This is a genomic window from Vibrio aphrogenes (assembly GCF_002157735.2).
Taxonomy (GTDB): domain Bacteria; phylum Pseudomonadota; class Gammaproteobacteria; order Enterobacterales; family Vibrionaceae; genus Vibrio; species Vibrio aphrogenes.
This window is the reverse complement of record NZ_AP018690.1, coordinates 436707-455736: the sequence shown is the minus strand read 5'-3', so window position 1 is coordinate 455736 and position 19030 is coordinate 436707. Positions and strand designations below refer to the sequence as shown.

The following is a 19030-nucleotide window of genomic DNA, read 5'->3' as shown; positions in this document are numbered from 1 at the left end:
CGAAGTAGATACAAGAAAAAACAGCCCCAAGCTAGGGGCTGTAAACCACTTTATTATCAATCAGATGTATTAGATGGAGTTGGGTTACTTAAACTCCACACATAAGCACCAACTAATTGGATTTTATCTTCACCTAGTATGTTTTCCCAAGCGGGCATGACACCTTGGCGTCCATATTGCACGGTTTCTGTCACATCGGCGCGAGAGTCACCAAATAACCAATCGTTATCCGTTAAATCCGGTGCACCAAAAGCAGGGTTACCCTTACCATCAGTACCATGACAAGCAGCACAAGCAGCAAAGCGAACTTTACCAGCCGCCGCTTCACGTGAGTTCACTTTACGTCCAGATAAATGCAGAACATAGCTCACTACTTCTTCTACTCCATCCGCACCAAACGTTTCTCCCCAACCAGGCATAGCGCCAACGCGGCCATGCTTAATCGTCGTGAGGATTGCTTCAGGCTCACCGCCATATAACCAAGCCTGATCAGTTAAGTTAGGGAAACCTTTTTGACCACGAGCATCCGAGCCATGACATTGTGAACAGTTTTGTAAAAACAAATTCTGACCAACGCGTAAAGCCGCTGGATCTGCTGCAATTTCAGGTAACGACTTATAACCACTTCCATCGGCATGATTTGCTAACTTTTTAAACGATTGGCCGTAAAATTTCTCAGCGTCATCAAGTTCTTTAGCATATTGGTCGAGCTGCTTATTTTGTTGCGCATTTTTGATGGAGGCTTCCATTTCACCAACAGATTTAACTTGCTGAGGTGAGCTGGTCCAACCTAAAAGCCCTGGATAGTTTCCTAATCCTGGAAATAAGGCTAAATAGATGGCAGAAAAAATAAAAGTCGAGAAGAACAAATAGGTCCACCATTTGGGAAGTGGGTTATTGAGCTCACGAATACCATCGTATTCATGCCCCATATCCGCACCTTCTTCTACTCCCATTTTATCTTTAAGACACCAAATTAAAATAGCAGCGATACCAAAGATCGTTCCTAAGGTAATTACTGTTATCCATACACTCCAGAATGTCGTCATTACTTCATTCCTCCCTGATCTTTAGCTGACTTGACTGGCTCATCATCAAAGATAAGGTTTGCAGCTTCATCAAAACGAGATTTGCGGCGTTTACTGCCATAAGCCCACCATACAACTCCACAAAAGCTGATGAACAGCACAAGTGTCCAGATACTGTGAATCGTTGCGATATCCATATCTTTCTCCTTATTTCATCGCGTGGCCAAGAGATTGTAAATAGGCAACTAGAGCATCTAACTCCGTTTTTCCTTCTACATTTTTCTTAGCGTTAGCGATATCTTCATCAGTATAAGGTACGCCGAAATCGTCTCGGAATAACCTTAACTTTTGCTCCGTGTATTCACCGGTTAGCTTATTATCAGCCAACCACGGATAGCCGGGCATAATAGATTCAGGCACCACTTCTCGAGGGTCAATCAGATGGACACGATGCCATTCATCAGAATAACGGCCACCCACACGAGCAAGATCAGGGCCAGTACGTTTAGAGCCCCATAAGAATGGATGTTCCCATACCGATTCACCCGCGACAGAATAGTGACCATAACGTTCGGTTTCTGAACGGAAAGGACGGATCATTTGGCTGTGGCAAACACTACAACCTTCGCGGACGTATATATCACGACCTTCCATCTCTAGCGCAGTATAAGGTTTTAAATCCTCTACCGGCTCAGTCGTTTGCTTTTGGAAAATCAGTGGCGTGATTTCAACTAACGCGCCTAAACTGATCCCAAATGCCATCAAAATAGCCAATAAACCGACGTTCTTCTCGACTATTGAATGGCGATTCTTTTCTGAACTCATACTCATCGTCTCCTACATTGCCGGTTGAGGAATCGCTTTTAAGCTATCCTTTGGTGAAGTGACGGTCTTATAAACGTTATAAGCCATGAGCAACATGCCTGACACGATAATGACACCACCAATAAAGCGCACTAAATAGAATGGATGAGACGCTTCAACACTTTCAACAAAGCTATATGTTAACGTGCCATCGGCATTAACCGCACGCCACATCAAACCTTGCATCACACCTGAAATCCACATTGCAACTATGTATAAAACCGTACCAATGGTCGCTAACCAGAAGTGCACATTGATCAGTTTGATAGAATACATGCGCTCTTGACCAAATAATTTCGGAATTAAGTGATACATAGAGCCAATGGTCACCATCGCAACCCAACCTAATGCACCAGAATGCACGTGACCGATAGTCCAGTCGGTATAGTGAGAGAGGGCATTTACCGTTTTAATAGCCATCATAGGGCCTTCAAAAGTCGACATCCCATAGAATGACAAAGACACAATGAGGAAACGTAAAATAGGGTCATAGCGTAATTTATGCCAAGCACCGGAAAGGGTCATGATCCCGTTAATCATGCCGCCCCAAGATGGGACAAACAAGATAATAGACATCACCATACCTAATGATTGAGTCCAGTCAGGCAACGCAGTGTAATGTAGATGGTGAGGACCTGCCCAAATATACAGAGAAATCAATCCCCAAAAGTGCACAATGGATAAACGATAAGAATAAACTGGACGTTCAGCTTGTTTCGGCACGAAATAGTACATCATCCCTAAAAAGCCAGCGGTTAATAGGAAACCTACCGCATTGTGTCCGTACCACCATTGCACCATCGCATCGACGGCACCTGAATAAATAGAATAGGATTTACCCATAGAAACAGGGATAGCCATACTATTAACGATATGCAGAACCGCAACCGTTAATATAAAGCCACCAAAGAACCAGTTCGCCACATAAATATGAGACGTTGTTCTTTTTATCAAAGTTCCAAAAAAGACAATGGCGTAAGCAACCCACACAATTGCGATCGCAATATCAATAGGCCACTCTAATTCGGCGTATTCTTTACTGGTTGTATAGCCCAAAGGTAATGAGACAACTGCTGCCAAAATAATGGCTTGCCACCCCCAAAAAGTGAACGGTACTAATAAACCACCAAATAAACGTGTTTTACAGGTTCGTTGAACCACGTAATAGGAGGATGCAAATAGGGCACTAGTCCCAAATGCAAAAATAACTGCATTAGTATGCAATGGACGTAAACGACTGTACGTCAACCACGGCGTATCGAAGTTAAGCTGTGGCCAAACTAATTGAGCTGCAATTAAGACCCCCACGCTCATCCCAACAATTCCCCACAATATCGTAACCATGGCAAACTGACGGACAACCGTGTAGTTATAATTATGCTCAAGCTGATGTTCCTGGCTCATCTTGAATGCTTCCAATCTTATAATTAACTACCTAGCATCAACACTGAAATAGTGTTGTAATGTTACCCAAACGCACACCAAGACCTAAAACAGCAGGAAGTAGCAATGGTTTTAAATAAAAGTAACATTTTCGTTGCTTACTATACCTGACATACCAATAGGTTATATAAGTTAAATAGCAAAAGTTTGAAGTAAGTTACATAGGATGAAACTCAATGGCTGGAGAGAAACTCACAAAAGCGAGACTTGTACAAATTATCATCATATTCATTGTCTTATTAAGCGCATTTATCTGGAGGACAATAACACATGATAACCAACAAGATAGCACGGCTCTTTATCAATTTAATCTCCCTAATAATATAGAATCAACCAATTTAGTTTTGGACTCTTAACCAAAGAATTAATCAATCTGTTTTCATTTTAATAAGGGCTTTTGACTTAAACACATCACCTTAATAATAAGGTTTACTGACACAAAATGAATTAATGAAAAACAGCATTCGTTAACGAACAAGCTACATTTTTGACCAATGACATCCTTCATTGAGTTCGAATTAAAGTCATGAAGTGGTTTTTAGTTCATCCGAAGCTGAATTCAAGTACAAAAAATCAACCGATAGTTCACGAACCTCAATCTCCGTTTTCATGGTTCACTTCAAGCACGTTCTTAAGTATCTGTCTGGTTGGTCACATTACTCAGGCTGCTCTCGATAAGAAGAATGAATATCTAAGGAGTGAAAGGAGGCTCAAGAAAAAATACAATGAAGAAAACAAGAGCTTAATTTCAAAACAGGAACTTTGGGCTGCGCAGATTGGGAACCTTACGATGGCTCTACACAATGAACGTAGGCAGGTAAATTCAGCAAGCGAAGTAATCCAACTCCCTAAACGCGGAAGACCGCAAGATACTGAAAAATAGTGTTTGTTTATACACCAATTACAGTTTAAATTTCTGTTTATTGTTAATATTTGGGCTTAGGAAAATGAAAAAGATAATCATCGCATTTGCATTACTTGGAGCAACATCTACGAGTCAGGCTGCATTCCGCAGTAACGATTGGACTGATCAAATGACTGACACAAAAGTCTATTCTCAAATAACACATACAAAGATTGGTCGTGATTATCAGTACATTGGTTTTGAATGCAGAGTAACAGGCGGCAAACCAGACGATATTGTAATTGCTTTTAATGGAGATGATGCAATTGCAACACCTAGTTCAAGAGTATTGTTACAGATGCGAGTGGACAAAGGTAAGGTGTATGAATTGAATGGTTATACTTACAACAATTCTTACCGTGGCGGCACAGCAGGTAATGTTCCACCGTCATTACTAGATGAGATTAAAGCGGGTAACAAGCTACATCTTAATATTATACACGGTAGAGAAACAGAAGTTATGGCAACATTCAGTCTAAGTGGTTCGACAGCAGCACTAAATAAGATGGAGAAAAACTGTGGTGTAACTGTTGGCGAATCACCTGAGATGATAGCGAAGAAAAAAGAGATTAATTTCAAGTATGATAAATTAATCCGTGACTTAGAAAAAAAGCGACAATTAGAAATCCAAGCTCTTAAATAACATACTGGTTTCAGTAGACAAAAGCTAGTTCGAACATCAACGTTGACGGCATGCCAGATTGGGCGAGCTGTGCCGATACTAATAGATATGTCTACAAGCATCTTGGGATAAGTCGTTCAACGCTGGCAAAGGCTCTAGCTGGGCATGACGGCATGGTAAATGAGTCGTTATTTCAGTGATCATTTACCAGCGTTTTTAGGAAAGGTACTTTGCTGAGTAACATGTGTCACTAAGAAGCCGTGACGCACATTAAGCTATTGATAATATTTATGGTAAATCAGAATACTGTTAAATACACTTATGACCCAAGCACTAAACCTAGAACATGAGTTCATGAACTCAGCGTAAACGCAAAACAGTTTTTTTGTAAAGAGTAGAAGGCAGGGCTTAACTCATTGATTGTTGGTTTTCATGAACCTAGGAATAAAACATTGATATTTAACATAATATATATAATGCGAACTATCTGTATTACTGGTAAGTATCTAAAACCATGCCAAAACGCTTTAGTTCTAATCCTCCATAATTGTTAACGACAAAGCTTGAACTATGCGGTGTATATAAACCTGCTGCGTATGGTTCTTGTCCTTTCTCAAGTTGAACTTTCATTTCTACTGGAAACTTCCCACCTAAATGAGCGTAAGCGATTTGTTCGTAAATGGTTCGCCCTGGCTTGTCGTCTTTTGGTGCTGTCTGACGAATTTCAACTCGCTCGTTTTCTGGGAATATTTCTACTTTTAACATATTTTATCCTTATGCTATTAATCTTGGTTTTGTGTGAATTTGATTAACATCATCACGAGTAAACCCATATAGGTTTGATATATACCCAGATGACGGTTCGACATAATCAAGTGGTCTTTGGTGATTAAAATCAATATTGATTACCTGCAATAAAGGAATGACATTGTCATTCCCATACCCATGCAAATTCTGTAGTTGAGCCTTAGAAAACCCAATAACCATTAAGTCATTAAGGTGACGTGCGAATGTCGCCCTCGATGAAAATGACTCATACACAGCGGCGTATCCATCAGCAACTAATGAGCGATAAAACCTGAAAATACGATCTGCTTTTGAATAGCTGACATTACCTTTTGGTGTCATTGTAAAATGGACAGCTTTTAACTTTTCATGGATTTCATCATCACTAAAGACTCTCATCTCTTGCCCCTTCAATGCGTTTAATAGTGGTGTAAATGCTCTTTTCCAAATGTCTGTGATTAAGCAGGCGCCCTTTTTTTCATAGTCTTTTTGGTATCGTATCGCATCAAATAAATTTTTAGGGATACCCATATCATTCAAATATCGTCTGTGCGCTGAAGCTTCAAATCTAACTAAATTACGAGCAAAATTTCTTAATTTTGGGTCTGACATAACGTCTATAACTCGATCTTGCTTATGATCACCTTTCTTCTGATTTTCAACTAATCTCTTGAATTGATTGTTAAATTCAAACTCTTTTAAATAAACCTTTCTATCGACATGCCTTGAACCTTTATTGAAATAACATGTAGTTTCATGCCTTTGTTCAACAGCTGTACGCATCTGACCATTTGAGACATTTTTTAACTGTTGAATAACTTGTTTTGCCTGTAATTGATTTTCAACACGGGCTGAAAATGTACAGTCAATAAGATCCAAGGTGGTGTTAGGAAGATCTAACATTTCAAAAAAGTCTGGATAGATGTTGTATAGAGCCATAATCATTTCCATCGAACCTAGCTCAATAGATGTTGACCCATATACGTTATGTCCTTGAATAATTTTGGCTGGAGAACACTTAAGTTCGATGCACGGGTAACGATTTTTCGTGCCTTGATAAATCTTGATCGCAAGCCCAGTAAAATGAGTGGGAATACTTTCAAATTTATGTCTTAGATCAGAAACCTCATATTGCTCACTTCCCTTTTCACCAGTGCAATAAATTGAACGAGCCTCTAACTCAATGCCACGTTTTGAACACTCTTTAATATCAACATACGAAACACACTCACCAGAAGAATTCTGATGAGAATGAAACGTAAACTCCTCATTAAAAGGAATAGATATCTTGAGCAAATCTATCAACGCAAAACCCTGTCAAAACATTTTTTATACATATTTGTTTATTTACACATACATTAAAGTATGGGTTAATAATTATCAACATAAATATGGGTGTAAACTTAAACTAAAGTAAGGTTTTGATATGGAAAATGTAAACATGAGTATTGGTGAAGTCTTAAAAGAACGTCGAATTGAACTATCTATAAAACAAGAAGATCTTGCAGAAAGAATGGGAGTAACAGTTCAAACAGTGAGCAAATGGGAAAGAGGCATAACAGAACCTAAAGCGAGCCAAGTAGCCGATTTAGCTAAAGAATTAAAAATGAATGAGAAAGAAATCTGCCAAGGACAGCGTATTCTCGCAGAAGATATCGACCACCATGAATTTATAAAGACAGTGAGCTCCTGCATACACTATATGCCTGAAATCGATCTAATTCTTACCATTTATGATGAATTAGATAATCCACGACATTTTGCCCAATCTCTTTTGGAAGCAGCTAATCTGCCTGTATTTACAAAGGAAGAGGCACAAAAAGAGCAAGCAAAAAACCTTATCGCTATGTATGAAAAAGGCACACTAAAGTTTGATGATGAAGCAGAAAAAGAACAATGCTTATCCTTATGGAACTCCATCATTAACAAGTAGGACGTTTCAAAATGAAACAAGAGTACACTATTAAAGATAGTGTACTCAGGACAAAAAAGGCGCTATCGTTTGCCTCCTTTTCCATCCCTCGCCTATAAATTGTTGCCCCTGTATCGGGGGCACTCCGCACCCCCAACACAGGCTCAACAATTCAAAAAGCATTCTAGAGGATGTGAAGTTTATACGTAGCGCTTTTATGAGGGATAAAGATCAATAGACCCGCTTTGTCGCGGTTCGTGGCGGATGTCCTCCGCGAACTATGAAAATGTAATTACTATGCAGTAGCTTTAGAATTCGGATGGGCTGATAATTCGCATTATCCGACATTATGTTACGGGCTTTCATTGAAAAACGATTCTCCCTCCTATCATGTACGCAACAAGTTGCGACAATGAGAAAGTCGCTCTCCCACGTTTTACGGCTTCAAGGTCGCCAGTGCTGCGCAATGGTACTGACGACAAACCCTCAACATAATGACGTACCATATAATGCGAACTATCTGTATTACTGGTAAGTATCTAAAACCATGCCAAAACGCTTTAGTTCTAATCCTCCATAATTGTTAACGACAAAGCTTGAACTATGCGGTGTATATAAACCTGCTGCGTATGGTTCTTGTCCTTTCTCAAGTTGAACTTTCATTTCTACTGGAAACTTCCCACCTAAATGAGCGTAAGCGATTTGTTCGTAAATGGTTCGCCCTGGCTTGTCGTCTTTTGGTGCTGTCTGACGAATTTCAACTCGCTCGTTTTCTGGGAATATTTCTACTTTTAACATATTTTATCCTTATGCTATTAATCTTGGTTTTGTGTGAATTTGATTAACATCATCACGAGTAAACCCATATAGGTTTGATATATACCCAGATGACGGTTCGACATAATCAAGTGGTCTTTGGTGATTAAAATCAATATTGATTACCTGCAATAAAGGAATGACATTGTCATTCCCATACCCATGCAAATTCTGTAGTTGAGCCTTAGAAAACCCAATAACCATTAAGTCATTAAGGTGACGTGCGAATGTCGCCCTCGATGAAAATGACTCATACACAGCGGCGTATCCATCAGCAACTAATGAGCGATAAAACCTGAAAATACGATCTGCTTTTGAATAGCTGACATTACCTTTTGGTGTCATTGTAAAATGGACAGCTTTTAACTTTTCATGGATTTCATCATCACTAAAGACTCTCATCTCTTGCCCCTTCAATGCGTTTAATAGTGGTGTAAATGCTCTTTTCCAAATGTCTGTGATTAAGCAGGCGCCCTTTTTTTCATAGTCTTTTTGGTATCGTATCGCATCAAATAAATTTTTAGGGATACCCATATCATTCAAATATCGTCTGTGCGCTGAAGCTTCAAATCTAACTAAATTACGAGCAAAATTTCTTAATTTTGGGTCTGACATAACGTCTATAACTCGATCTTGCTTATGATCACCTTTCTTCTGATTTTCAACTAATCTCTTGAATTGATTGTTAAATTCAAACTCTTTTAAATAAACCTTTCTATCGACATGCCTTGAACCTTTATTGAAATAACATGTAGTTTCATGCCTTTGTTCAACAGCTGTACGCATCTGACCATTTGAGACATTTTTTAACTGTTGAATAACTTGTTTTGCCTGTAATTGATTTTCAACACGGGCTGAAAATGTACAGTCAATAAGATCCAAGGTGGTGTTAGGAAGATCTAACATTTCAAAAAAGTCTGGATAGATGTTGTATAGAGCCATAATCATTTCCATCGAACCTAGCTCAATAGATGTTGACCCATATACGTTATGTCCTTGAATAATTTTGGCTGGAGAACACTTAAGTTCGATGCACGGGTAACGATTTTTCGTGCCTTGATAAATCTTGATCGCAAGCCCAGTAAAATGAGTGGGAATACTTTCAAATTTATGTCTTAGATCAGAAACCTCATATTGCTCACTTCCCTTTTCACCAGTGCAATAAATTGAACGAGCCTCTAACTCAATGCCACGTTTTGAACACTCTTTAATATCAACATACGAAACACACTCACCAGAAGAATTCTGATGAGAATGAAACGTAAACTCCTCATTAAAAGGAATAGATATCTTGAGCAAATCTATCAACGCAAAACCCTGTCAAAACATTTTTTATACATATTTGTTTATTTACACATACATTAAAGTATGGGTTAATAATTATCAACATAAATATGGGTGTAAACTTAAACTAAAGTAAGGTTTTGATATGGAAAATGTAAACATGAGTATTGGTGAAGTCTTAAAAGAACGTCGAATTGAACTATCTATAAAACAAGAAGATCTTGCAGAAAGAATGGGAGTAACAGTTCAAACAGTGAGCAAATGGGAAAGAGGCATAACAGAACCTAAAGCGAGCCAAGTAGCCGATTTAGCTAAAGAATTAAAAATGAATGAGAAAGAAATCTGCCAAGGACAGCGTATTCTCGCAGAAGATATCGACCACCATGAATTTATAAAGACAGTGAGCTCCTGCATACACTATATGCCTGAAATCGATCTAATTCTTACCATTTATGATGAATTAGATAATCCACGACATTTTGCCCAATCTCTTTTGGAAGCAGCTAATCTGCCTGTATTTACAAAGGAAGAGGCACAAAAAGAGCAAGCAAAAAACCTTATCGCTATGTATGAAAAAGGCACACTAAAGTTTGATGATGAAGCAGAAAAAGAACAATGCTTATCCTTATGGAACTCCATCATTAACAAGTAGGACGTTTCAAAATGAAACAAGAGTACACTATTAAAGATAGTGTACTCAGGACAAAAAAGGCGCTATCGTTTGCCTCCTTTTCCATCCCTCGCCTATAAATTGTTGCCCCTGTATCGGGGGCACTCCGCACCCCCAACACAGGCTCAACAATTCAAAAAGCATTCTAGAGGATGTGAAGTTTATACGTAGCGCTTTTATGAGGGATAAAGATCAATAGACCCGCTTTGTCGCGGTTCGTGGCGGATGTCCTCCGCGAACTATGAAAATGTAATTACTATGCAGTAGCTTTAGAATTCGGATGGGCTGATAATTCGCATTATCCGACATTATGTTACGGGCTTTCATTGAAAAACGATTCTCCCTCCTATCATGTACGCAACAAGTTGCGACAATGAGAAAGTCGCTCTCCCACGTTTTACGGCTTCAAGGTCGCCAGTGCTGCGCAATGGTACTGACGACAAACCCTCAACATAATGACGTACCATATAATGCGTACTAAAATTTATGAGCAACAACACCGTTAATTGTCTGTAGATACGATGATTATCAATATTTTTTCAGGTATATCATATTTTATCTTCTTCGATTTATAGCGATTAATTTCTGATGTTGCCGCCTTGCAAACTTGATGAGTGCCTATCGTCCTAATTCGTTTTAATGTCGCATAACGCTGATCAACATGATGCATCGTTAATGTGAGTCTGCATTCGCCCTTGAACCTTTGATCACTTTTATCCAAAGCTCGTTGTACTTTCTTTTTATAAAACTGAGCTGCTTGGTATCGGCCCGCATCATCAGCCTGAATAACAAAAGATACAAATAGCAGAAATATGATGAAAATACATGGCATATAAAACCCTCTTAACTCAATAATGATGCAAACAAAAGTAGGATCCTCTTAGGTTTGTTATGTAGAATCAATATATGTCGTTACTAACATAATGGCTGTATCAATTGTGCGGCTTGCCTTGCAATGACTTCCTTAATATGTGACGGTGCACGTTGAGTTAACATCTTAATTACTAGGAAAAATACGGAACTTTTTTGTGAATTGAATTTCTTATTCTATTCACAACACATACCAATCCACAATTTTAGGATACCTATGAAAAAACTTATTCTTACGCTGGCTGTGTCCTCAATTTCAGGTCAAGTCCTAGCAAGTGACAACGTCACCTTCACACCAGAGCAAGAAGCAAAAATTGGTGAAATTGCAGCACAATATTTAGTGGACCATCCTGAGTTTTTGATTAAAGCAAGTCAAAAACTTCAGCAAAAACAATTAGAAGAACAAGCTAATGCCCAGAAAGCTGCTGTTCTAGCCAACAAGAATATTTTATTGAATGACAAAGAGACACCTTTCATCGGGCCTAAAACTGCGAAAGTCAATGTCATAGAATTCTTCGATTATCAATGCATTTACTGCTATAGAATTTCTTCAACGATCGAATCACTACAAAAGCAATACCCGAATGTGCGGTTTATATTTAAAGAAACCCCTATTTTTGGTAGCCGTTGGGAGCCATCTAAATATGCCGCTCAAGTTGGTTTAGAAGCCTTTGCTCAAAAAGGTTCTTCAGGTTATGAGCACTACCATAATGGTATTTATTCAACGGGGTTAAATGAAGGAAAACTGACCAAAGAAGTCGTTGAAGCGCAAGCCAAACAAGCTGGCGTGGATTTAAGTCAATTTAAACCAACAGAAAACTACCAACGTAATTTACAATTATTCTCTCAGCTTGGTTTTAAAGGAACGCCCGCCCTTATTGTTATGCCAACTGATGGTGCTACCACATCAAATACATATGTTATTAATGGTGCTGATGTTGCAGCGCTTACTAATGCAATCCGTACATTAAGTAAATAACTTAAATTTTATAGCGACCAAACTAAGGTCGCTTTTTTTAAATCATAAAATAGTTACAGCGTAACCTTAAAAACGAAAGGTGTCATGGAAATTTAGGTATTGTAATAAACTTACATAGCACCTAAAACACCTCGAAAGGCAAGGTAACAAAATGACGAATTGTTTATAGTATGTGGATAACTCCAATCAATAGAATAAATTGTCGGTGACCACAAAAAATCATGATTCTAACTTACTGATATTTATTAATTTAAATGATAGTTACAATTATCCAGTTTGTCACACTGTATAGCTATTCATAAAGTGACACGTACAAAAAAAGCCCATCTTATAGATGAGCTTTCAGAATATTTCGTTATTGGTTATTAATCTTCAATCAGTAAATCGTCACTATCGGAATCATCATCATAAGATGAAGCCCCTGTTTTTACTGTGCTGCATAAGGTGTAAGTTCTTTTACGTTGTGTTTTTGAAAGATACTTTTTCCAACACTGTGCGTATTTACTCACAACGCCCTCTCCTCCTTCTTGAAAAGCAGCAATAAAATTATGCTCTTCTTCCGTTTCAGGAGATAAGTGCCCTTCAAATAGACCTTGCATGGTCTTACCGTAATTTTCAAGGACTTGTGCTTCGTTAATAGTAAACTCACCAGAGCGGCTAAAGCCTCGAGCAAAGTGTTTATTATCAAAAAACTTTCCTAGATTTCTCATGTTTCAACTCTTTTACTGTGTTACTTGTATTTGTGCGAAAATAGGTGTTTATTGTCTGTCTGTACAACAAAAGATTTTGTTTATTTTAATAAAAACTTTTTATCATTTAGAGTATGATTACTTTCATATTAGTCAAAGAATATAAACAATTTCAAATCCTTTGAGGTGAGCTTTGGATACAGAACTATTAAGGACATTTTTAGAGGTTGGTAAGACTCGTCATTTTGGACGAGCCGCAGAAAGTCTTTATCTTACACAATCGGCAGTAAGCTTTCGAATTCGTCAGCTTGAGTCGCAATTAGGCAGCCCTCTATTTTCTCGTCAACGTGGCAATGTTCATTTGACCCCAGCCGGTGAAAGGTTACTTCCTTATGCCGAATCAATCTTACAAACCTGGGGGCGTGCTCGCCAAGATGTGTCTCTTAGTGAAAACTATATGGAGCAAATATCGATCGGAGCATCAGCAGGTATATGGGAGCTCAGTGGCATCTCCGATTGGATTAATGCAAGCCATAACACTCTTCCAGAAGTTGCGTTTAGAATTGAATCGGTAAGCCGTCAGGATATCGTACGTGCTTTACTTGAAAAAAGTATCGACTTGGCTTTATTAGGTGATCCCCCTAAAGTTGAAGGCTTTCGACTCAAACAAGTTGCCAGCTTTGAATTTAAACTCATCGCAACTCAACCAGATATTAAATTTTCAGAGTTACCCTCTATACCTTTAACTTATCTTGATTGGAGTACGCGTTTCTCTATCGAACATGCCAGGATCACTGAATTACAAAAAACCCCTTTATTGCACGCCTCTTCAAGCAGTGTTGTAGTCAATTTTTTAAGTGCGAATCAAGGGATGGCGTATTTGCCAGAACCTGTGGTGTCTAAACATATTGATTCCAATAAATTATTTTTGGTCGAAGATGCACCGGCAATGGAACAATCTTTGTATTTATGCTGGAATGAAGATAATGAAAAATCAAATATTATCAGCCAATTATCTGAAATCCCTTTTGAATTAAGGACCGCATCGGACGATTAATAACTTTCATCTTAACCTAAAAAAAACTTCGTTTTACTGTCACATAGTTATTACATAATCTCTGTTATGTCTCATAACAATTTAGACGTTTGGATAGGAAACATGAGTAACTGGGATAAGTGGTTAAAGAATGATGGTTCTCGTTTATCAGGTAAGAAAAATAAACGAGGTTTTGATGATTATGATGGCGAGCTAATAGAAAAAAGTAAATCGAAACGCAAGTCTCATAGAGAAAGACATAATCCACGTTCAGAGGACTTCGAAGACCGTTTATATTGATATGTTAGAGGGCACAAAACGCCCTCTTTATTTTTGTTAAAATAATTTAGTTATAGTGCCTTATGATTATAGATTAATGATCATTCAGCCTTTGATTTTTCATTACGGATTTTTTCAGCGACGATTTTAATTGCTTCTGCTGTACTGATACCTTGTTGCATAAGCTTTTGAATTTCTTCTACCGCTGCTTGTTGTTCCGCATGTGTCAGTGTTGGTAAATCATCAAACATCTTTTTTCCTATTCATTCTTCAGTAATATCATAAGCCTTGTTGATAACTTGCTTATCTTCTATCGCGATTTCACCCTGCCATCGCTTATGGGTAATGGATACCCCTAATAAATATCGATTCGCTGGCAAAGTCGTATTCGGTACTGTGGTCGGATAATCGGATTCATAACTTTGAGTCCACGCTTCTTTATAGCCACCATCTAAATTACCATATAAGGCAACGTTCATTACGGGTAAAGGACAAAACTTATTGAGTAAAGCTGTTTTATCTACCACCCACGAATCTTTTGAGTTCCAACGTACCGTTTGTTTATGGTTAGGATGAGCAAGCAATACCCAGCTTTCCCATTCTTGCCCTGCTTCTGTTGTTAACTTTATTTTGTACAAGCCGCTTTCGAGTTGAGCATTGAGATCGGATCGTTGGCTGTATTGCCAATATGTTTCTTGCTCACTCGAAACAATGTTAGTGTTTGACATCAATATATTATCTGGCCACCTTATAAACTCAAATTCCGACAACTCTACTTTTGATTGAGCATCGATCTCCAAGCGATAATTCACTCGCCCAGGACTTTGAATCACTTGCCGTTGTATGGCCAGTTTATCCAACCAAGTTGGAAATGGTGATTGATCGAAAGAGCGGCCACAGTCTTTATCTAACGACTTTAGCAAGAGTTGGTCTAAGTGATCTTTAATATGATTTTGCGGTGCTTTTTGCCAAACTTGAACCATTGAGTCAAAGCTTTGGTTTAACTCACCTTCGAGCAAAAATTTATGTGCATTGCTTAATGCTGTTTGTTCATAGAACCAGTTAGTATTGGCCGCCCACGTTTGGGCAGCTAATAGTGACGCGGTAACAAAAAGAAAATTAAACTTCAAACCAGTCGTCCTACACTAAACTAGGCTTTCATTTTATAGCCGACACCACGAAGTGTTTCTATTTTAATTGTCGGAATTTTTTGTCTTAATTGTAGAATGTGCGTATCTACCGTTCGTGTAGTCGGAAAATGATTGTAGCCCCAAACATGATCTAATAATTCATCACGCGTGAATACACGGCCTAGATTACTGGCTAAAAATACCAATAAATCAAACTCTGTCCTTGTCATTACGACCATATCTTCACCGTGTTTAACTTCACGAGTAGTTTTATCAATAACAATGTCACCAATGGTAATTAAATTCTCATTTTCTTCCGTATCAGGAGAACGTAGTTGCGCACGAATACGAGCAAACAGTTCGGCTTCTGCGAAAGGTTTGGTTAAATAATCATTTGCACCTGCATCTAAACCTGACACTTTATCTTTTACTGAGACTAATGCCGTCAGCAAAATCACAGGCACAGATTTAATATTCTTCCATTCATTTAAGAAAGTCACAGAGTCACCGTCTGGTAGTTGGCGATCTAAAATAACCAGATCAGCTTTACCCCATTCGGCGGCAACATCCGCGGCACGCTCAACATGCAAACACTCATAACCTGCTTGCTCTAAGCTGACTAATAAGCCATCAGCAAGGTTGCGATCATCTTCAACGAGTAGCAATGTCTGTTTCACAGGGAATCTCCAATTTAAATGTTGTTGGTGGGCCACTTAAGTTCATGGTACCTCCCATTCGTGCAACCATAGATTCAACAATGGTTAAGCCAAGTCCGAGGCCGCTTTTGCTTACGAATGGTTTGCGTAATTTAGCCCAATCCTTTTTAGTCAGTTGACCTTGGTCTATGATTTCAAGAACCAACTTATTTGAATACGTTGTAGCTTTTAATTTGACTGGCGCAATGCCATATTTACAGGCATTCCTGACCAAGTTATCGACACAGGTCCCAAGCCAATAAATATTTACTTTTACCGCTAGGTCTTCATTAAGTTCAATATCGATATTAAATTCTTCTTGGGTATAGCGATATTCTAACCACTCTTCGACAGAGGGGATCCATTCTGTTGCCAGTATTTTAGTATCTGATTGCAAGTAGTCTTTACTGGCTTCGGCAAGTTGCCTCAAACGTCGAGTGTCTTCACATAAACGCCGAAACTCATCATAAACCGTATCTGGCAAATGTTCGAATTCTCTGCGAAATCCTTCTACCGTCAATGACAAACTCGCGATCGGTGTCCTTAATTCATGGGTAAGTATTTGTAACACCAGCATACGACTGCGTAACTCTTTTCGCTTATTCACCCAACGCGAATAACCCCAACCACAAATTAAGATAATATTGGCAATGCCAAGCACTAATATGCTGTAAAACAAAGCATCTGAATTACTTTTTACATCCCAACACACGTTGCCACTTTTGACATAACAATGCTGAGTCGCAGTACTAGAAGTGGCGATTAACTCAACTTTATTGAGTAAGTCATCAAACGTATCTTTATCAAACACATAATATAAAAACCCTTTACGCAACCAAAATTCATTATCCGTGACAATCGTCTCTGAGCCTGAAATCAATGCTGAAATAGCATCATAAGGCATTCTTTGTAGATGTCCGAGTAATACATTTTGATCGGCAAGCGGTCTTTCTTGAATATGCATATAAGGCAATAATTGCTTATAACGCTCAGGATGAATTTCTGCATACCTCGCCGCATAAGTGCCACCGCCAGGGTGAATTAACCCTGAACGAACAAACCACTTGATTGGCAAATAAGTTTTATTACATATCGCTCGTGAAAAAACTAATGGCTCTGTGACGGTAGGACTTAACGGGTACTTTCCTTTACACGTGGTGGCTAATGTGTATAAACGTTGCATATCCTGAAGTGGATATTTGCTTGTTTGCGGAAGTAATGAATCTGGAGACAACAAACTGGTTGGAAAATCCGTTTGTATCACTCGCAAGTCATAAATACCTACAGCTTTAGAATCATCAAAGAGATTTTTAAACTCATTAATACGCTCGGGCAAGGTTGCAGCCACCGCTACCTTACCTATAAAGCACGTTAATAAAATTAAAAATCTACTCGATTTCAAAGGTTAACTACCTTAGTATTCATCATGATTGCCGCATATCATACTACAGTTAATATAATGACAAGCCACTTCCCATGTCATTTTTCGGTCATTATCATCGATTAAGTAATCAAACTGTTAATTATTTTTTAATTAACATTGACCTCGCTGATATTTCAAGCTTTTTTATACTAACAGAAAAAAACCAGTTACTTCTCAGCAACTGGTTTTTATTGATTTGATGATTGAATTAATTACAGTGCTTTTGCAATCGCATCAACACTGGCTTTCGCATCACCAAATAGCATTTGCGTATTTTCTTTAAAGAACAATGGGTTTTGCACACCGGCATAACCGGTATTCATTGAACGTTTAAAGACAATCACATTCTTAGCATTCCATACTTCCAACACAGGCATACCCGCAATTGGACTGTTTGGATCTTCTTGCGCCGCTGGGTTAACGGTGTCATTAGCACCAATGACTAATACTGTATCAGTTTCAGAGAAGTCATCATTGATTTCATCCATTTCTAATACGATGTCATAAGGTACTTTTGCTTCTGCTAACAATACGTTCATGTGGCCAGGCAGACGACCCGCAACTGGGTGAATACCAAAACGGACTTCAACACCTTGAGCACGTAACTTTTCAGTGATTTCATACACAGGATATTGAGCTTGAGCAACCGCCATGCCGTATCCTGGAGTAATGATCACTTTCTTAGAATCTTTCAGCATTTCAGCAACGTCTTCTGCCGTAGTTTCACGGTGTTCGCCTTGCTCTTCATCACTTGATGTTGATGTTGGCGCAGCGCCGAAACCACCAGCAATTACGCTGATAAAAGAACGGTTCATTGCTTTACACATGATGTAAGACAGAATCGCACCAGAAGAACCGACTAGAGCACCCGTGACGATAAGCAGATCGTTTGCCAGCATGAAACCAGCCGCCGCTGCCGCCCAACCAGAGTAAGAGTTCAGCATAGAAACCACCACTGGCATATCCGCACCACCGATAGAAGACACTAAGTGGTAACCGAATACTAAGGCAATCGCCGTCATCACAATCAAGGCTAACATGCTGCCGTCATTGTTAACGAAATAAATCATCAACAAAACAGAAGCAACGATCGCCAATAAGTTCCACTTATGTTTGTGTGGAATATTCATCGCTGATGAAGACACTAAACCGCGCAACTTACAGAATGCTACAATGGAACCACTGAAGGTAACGGCACCGATGAAGATCCCAAGGAAAACTTCAACAAGATGAATAACGTGCTCAGCATGGTTTAGAGTAAATGACCCCATATCCAAGTAGCTGTTATAACCAACTAACACGGCGGCCATACCCACAAAGCTATGTAAAATAGCCACTAATTCAGGCATTTCCGTCATTTCTACTTTCTTAGCGTAGAAAATACCAATCGCCCCACCAATCGCCATCGCTAAAATGATCCACACAAGGCCACCGGTTTCAGGGCCAAAGATCGTTGCGATCAAAGCGATCGCCATACCAGCGATACCATAATAGTTACCCGCACGAGCTGAATCTTGCTTCGATAGACCGGCAAGGCTCATGATAAAAAGAACAGCAGCAACAATGTATGCCGCTTGTACTAATCCTGCAGACATGTGTT

General features: G+C 38.9%; 20 protein-coding genes. 6 read left to right on the top strand and 14 right to left on the bottom strand.

Translation table 11 applies throughout. From position 1 onward, the window contains the following. Positions 1 to 56 precede the first annotated feature (56 nt). From ccoP to ccoN, 4 genes are read right to left on the bottom strand one after another with little or no spacing between them, the layout of a single operon-like run. Positions 57 to 1049, bottom strand: a complete 993-nt coding sequence (gene ccoP / locus VCA1004_RS13265; RefSeq protein ID WP_086980919.1) for a cytochrome-c oxidase, cbb3-type subunit III — start codon at positions 1047 to 1049, stop codon at positions 57 to 59. Next, complete coding sequence (locus VCA1004_RS13260; RefSeq protein WP_086980918.1) at positions 1049 to 1225, bottom strand: cbb3-type cytochrome oxidase subunit 3; 177 nt, start codon at positions 1223 to 1225, stop codon at positions 1049 to 1051. Before VCA1004_RS13260 ends, ccoP begins: the two co-directional genes overlap by 1 nt. 10 nt (positions 1226 to 1235) lie before the next feature. Next, a complete protein-coding gene (gene ccoO / locus VCA1004_RS13255; protein ID WP_164520885.1) occupies positions 1236 to 1853 on the bottom strand; it encodes a cytochrome-c oxidase, cbb3-type subunit II in 618 nt (205 codons plus the stop codon). A 12-nt stretch (positions 1854 to 1865) separates the two neighbouring features. Continuing rightward, positions 1866 to 3296 (bottom strand): cytochrome-c oxidase, cbb3-type subunit I, encoded by a 1431-nt coding sequence (ccoN, locus tag VCA1004_RS13250; protein ID WP_086980916.1) that lies wholly within the window; start codon positions 3294 to 3296, stop codon positions 1866 to 1868. A 986-nt stretch (positions 3297 to 4282) separates the two neighbouring features. Here ccoN and VCA1004_RS13245 point away from each other — a divergent pair. Continuing rightward, on the top strand, positions 4283 to 4882 hold the full coding sequence (locus VCA1004_RS13245) for an invasion associated locus B family protein (RefSeq protein WP_086980913.1): 600 nt from the start codon (positions 4283 to 4285) through the stop codon (positions 4880 to 4882). Positions 4883 to 5353: 471 nt separating this feature from the next. On the opposite strand, the gene VCA1004_RS13240 is transcribed toward VCA1004_RS13245, so the two are convergent. Both VCA1004_RS13240 and VCA1004_RS13235 read right to left on the bottom strand, forming a co-directional pair. Next, positions 5354 to 5626 (bottom strand): single-stranded DNA-binding protein, encoded by a 273-nt coding sequence (locus VCA1004_RS13240; protein ID WP_086980912.1) that lies wholly within the window; start codon positions 5624 to 5626, stop codon positions 5354 to 5356. A 9-nt stretch (positions 5627 to 5635) separates the two neighbouring features. Next, positions 5636 to 6952, bottom strand: a complete 1317-nt coding sequence (locus VCA1004_RS13235) for a phage/plasmid replication protein, II/X family (RefSeq protein WP_086980911.1) — start codon at positions 6950 to 6952, stop codon at positions 5636 to 5638. A 121-nt stretch (positions 6953 to 7073) separates the two neighbouring features. Here VCA1004_RS13235 and VCA1004_RS13230 point away from each other — a divergent pair, with 121 nt between their 5' ends. Next, positions 7074 to 7580, top strand: coding sequence for a helix-turn-helix domain-containing protein (locus VCA1004_RS13230; RefSeq protein ID WP_232012655.1), 507 nt, complete (start codon positions 7074 to 7076; stop codon positions 7578 to 7580). A 504-nt stretch (positions 7581 to 8084) separates the two neighbouring features. Here the strand turns inward: VCA1004_RS13230 and VCA1004_RS13225 are convergent. After that, complete coding sequence (locus VCA1004_RS13225; RefSeq protein WP_086980912.1) at positions 8085 to 8357, bottom strand: single-stranded DNA-binding protein; 273 nt, start codon at positions 8355 to 8357, stop codon at positions 8085 to 8087. Between the two features lie 9 nt (positions 8358 to 8366). After that, on the bottom strand, positions 8367 to 9683 hold the full coding sequence (locus tag VCA1004_RS13220) for a phage/plasmid replication protein, II/X family (protein WP_086980911.1): 1317 nt from the start codon (positions 9681 to 9683) through the stop codon (positions 8367 to 8369). Between the two features lie 121 nt (positions 9684 to 9804). Here VCA1004_RS13220 and VCA1004_RS13215 point away from each other — a divergent pair, with 121 nt between their 5' ends. Next, positions 9805 to 10311 carry a helix-turn-helix domain-containing protein gene (locus tag VCA1004_RS13215; RefSeq protein ID WP_232012655.1) on the top strand — a complete coding sequence of 169 codons (507 nt, stop codon included), beginning with the start codon at positions 9805 to 9807 and terminating at the stop codon, positions 10309 to 10311. Between the two features lie 1105 nt (positions 10312 to 11416). Next, a complete protein-coding gene (locus VCA1004_RS13210; protein ID WP_086980909.1) occupies positions 11417 to 12178 on the top strand; it encodes a DsbA family protein in 762 nt (253 codons plus the stop codon). Positions 12179 to 12543: 365 nt separating this feature from the next. Here the strand turns inward: VCA1004_RS13210 and maoP are convergent, their stop codons facing one another. Beyond that, on the bottom strand, positions 12544 to 12888 hold the full coding sequence (maoP, locus tag VCA1004_RS13205) for a DUF413 domain-containing protein (protein WP_086980908.1): 345 nt from the start codon (positions 12886 to 12888) through the stop codon (positions 12544 to 12546). Between the two features lie 172 nt (positions 12889 to 13060). Between maoP and hdfR the strand changes: the two genes are divergently transcribed. Continuing rightward, complete coding sequence (gene hdfR, locus VCA1004_RS13200) at positions 13061 to 13924, top strand: HTH-type transcriptional regulator HdfR (protein WP_086980907.1); 864 nt, start codon at positions 13061 to 13063, stop codon at positions 13922 to 13924. 102 nt (positions 13925 to 14026) lie between these two features. Continuing rightward, entirely contained in the window at positions 14027 to 14203 is a 177-nt protein-coding gene (locus VCA1004_RS15220) for a hypothetical protein (RefSeq protein WP_164520884.1), read from the top strand. A gap of 80 nt (positions 14204 to 14283) precedes the next feature. Here VCA1004_RS15220 and VCA1004_RS13195 read toward each other — a convergent pair whose 3' ends face one another. From VCA1004_RS13195 to pntB, 5 genes are all read right to left on the bottom strand, one after another. Beyond that, entirely contained in the window at positions 14284 to 14433 is a 150-nt protein-coding gene (locus tag VCA1004_RS13195) for a YoaH family protein (protein ID WP_086980906.1), read from the bottom strand. 12 nt (positions 14434 to 14445) lie between these two features. Further along, the gene (locus VCA1004_RS13190) at positions 14446 to 15312 is read right to left on the bottom strand and encodes a DUF2861 family protein (protein ID WP_086980905.1); all 867 of its coding nucleotides are present in this window, start codon (positions 15310 to 15312) and stop codon (positions 14446 to 14448) included. 20 nt (positions 15313 to 15332) lie between these two features. Then, the gene (locus tag VCA1004_RS13185) at positions 15333 to 15989 is read right to left on the bottom strand and encodes a response regulator transcription factor (protein ID WP_086980904.1); all 657 of its coding nucleotides are present in this window, start codon (positions 15987 to 15989) and stop codon (positions 15333 to 15335) included. Then, positions 15964 to 17409 (bottom strand): sensor histidine kinase VxrA, encoded by a 1446-nt coding sequence (gene vxrA, locus VCA1004_RS13180; protein WP_086980903.1) that lies wholly within the window; start codon positions 17407 to 17409, stop codon positions 15964 to 15966. Before vxrA ends, VCA1004_RS13185 begins: the two co-directional genes overlap by 26 nt. A 233-nt stretch (positions 17410 to 17642) precedes the next feature. Further along, positions 17643 to 19025 (bottom strand): Re/Si-specific NAD(P)(+) transhydrogenase subunit beta, encoded by a 1383-nt coding sequence (gene pntB, locus VCA1004_RS13175; protein ID WP_086980902.1) that lies wholly within the window; start codon positions 19023 to 19025, stop codon positions 17643 to 17645. Positions 19026 to 19030: the final 5 nt, after the last annotated feature.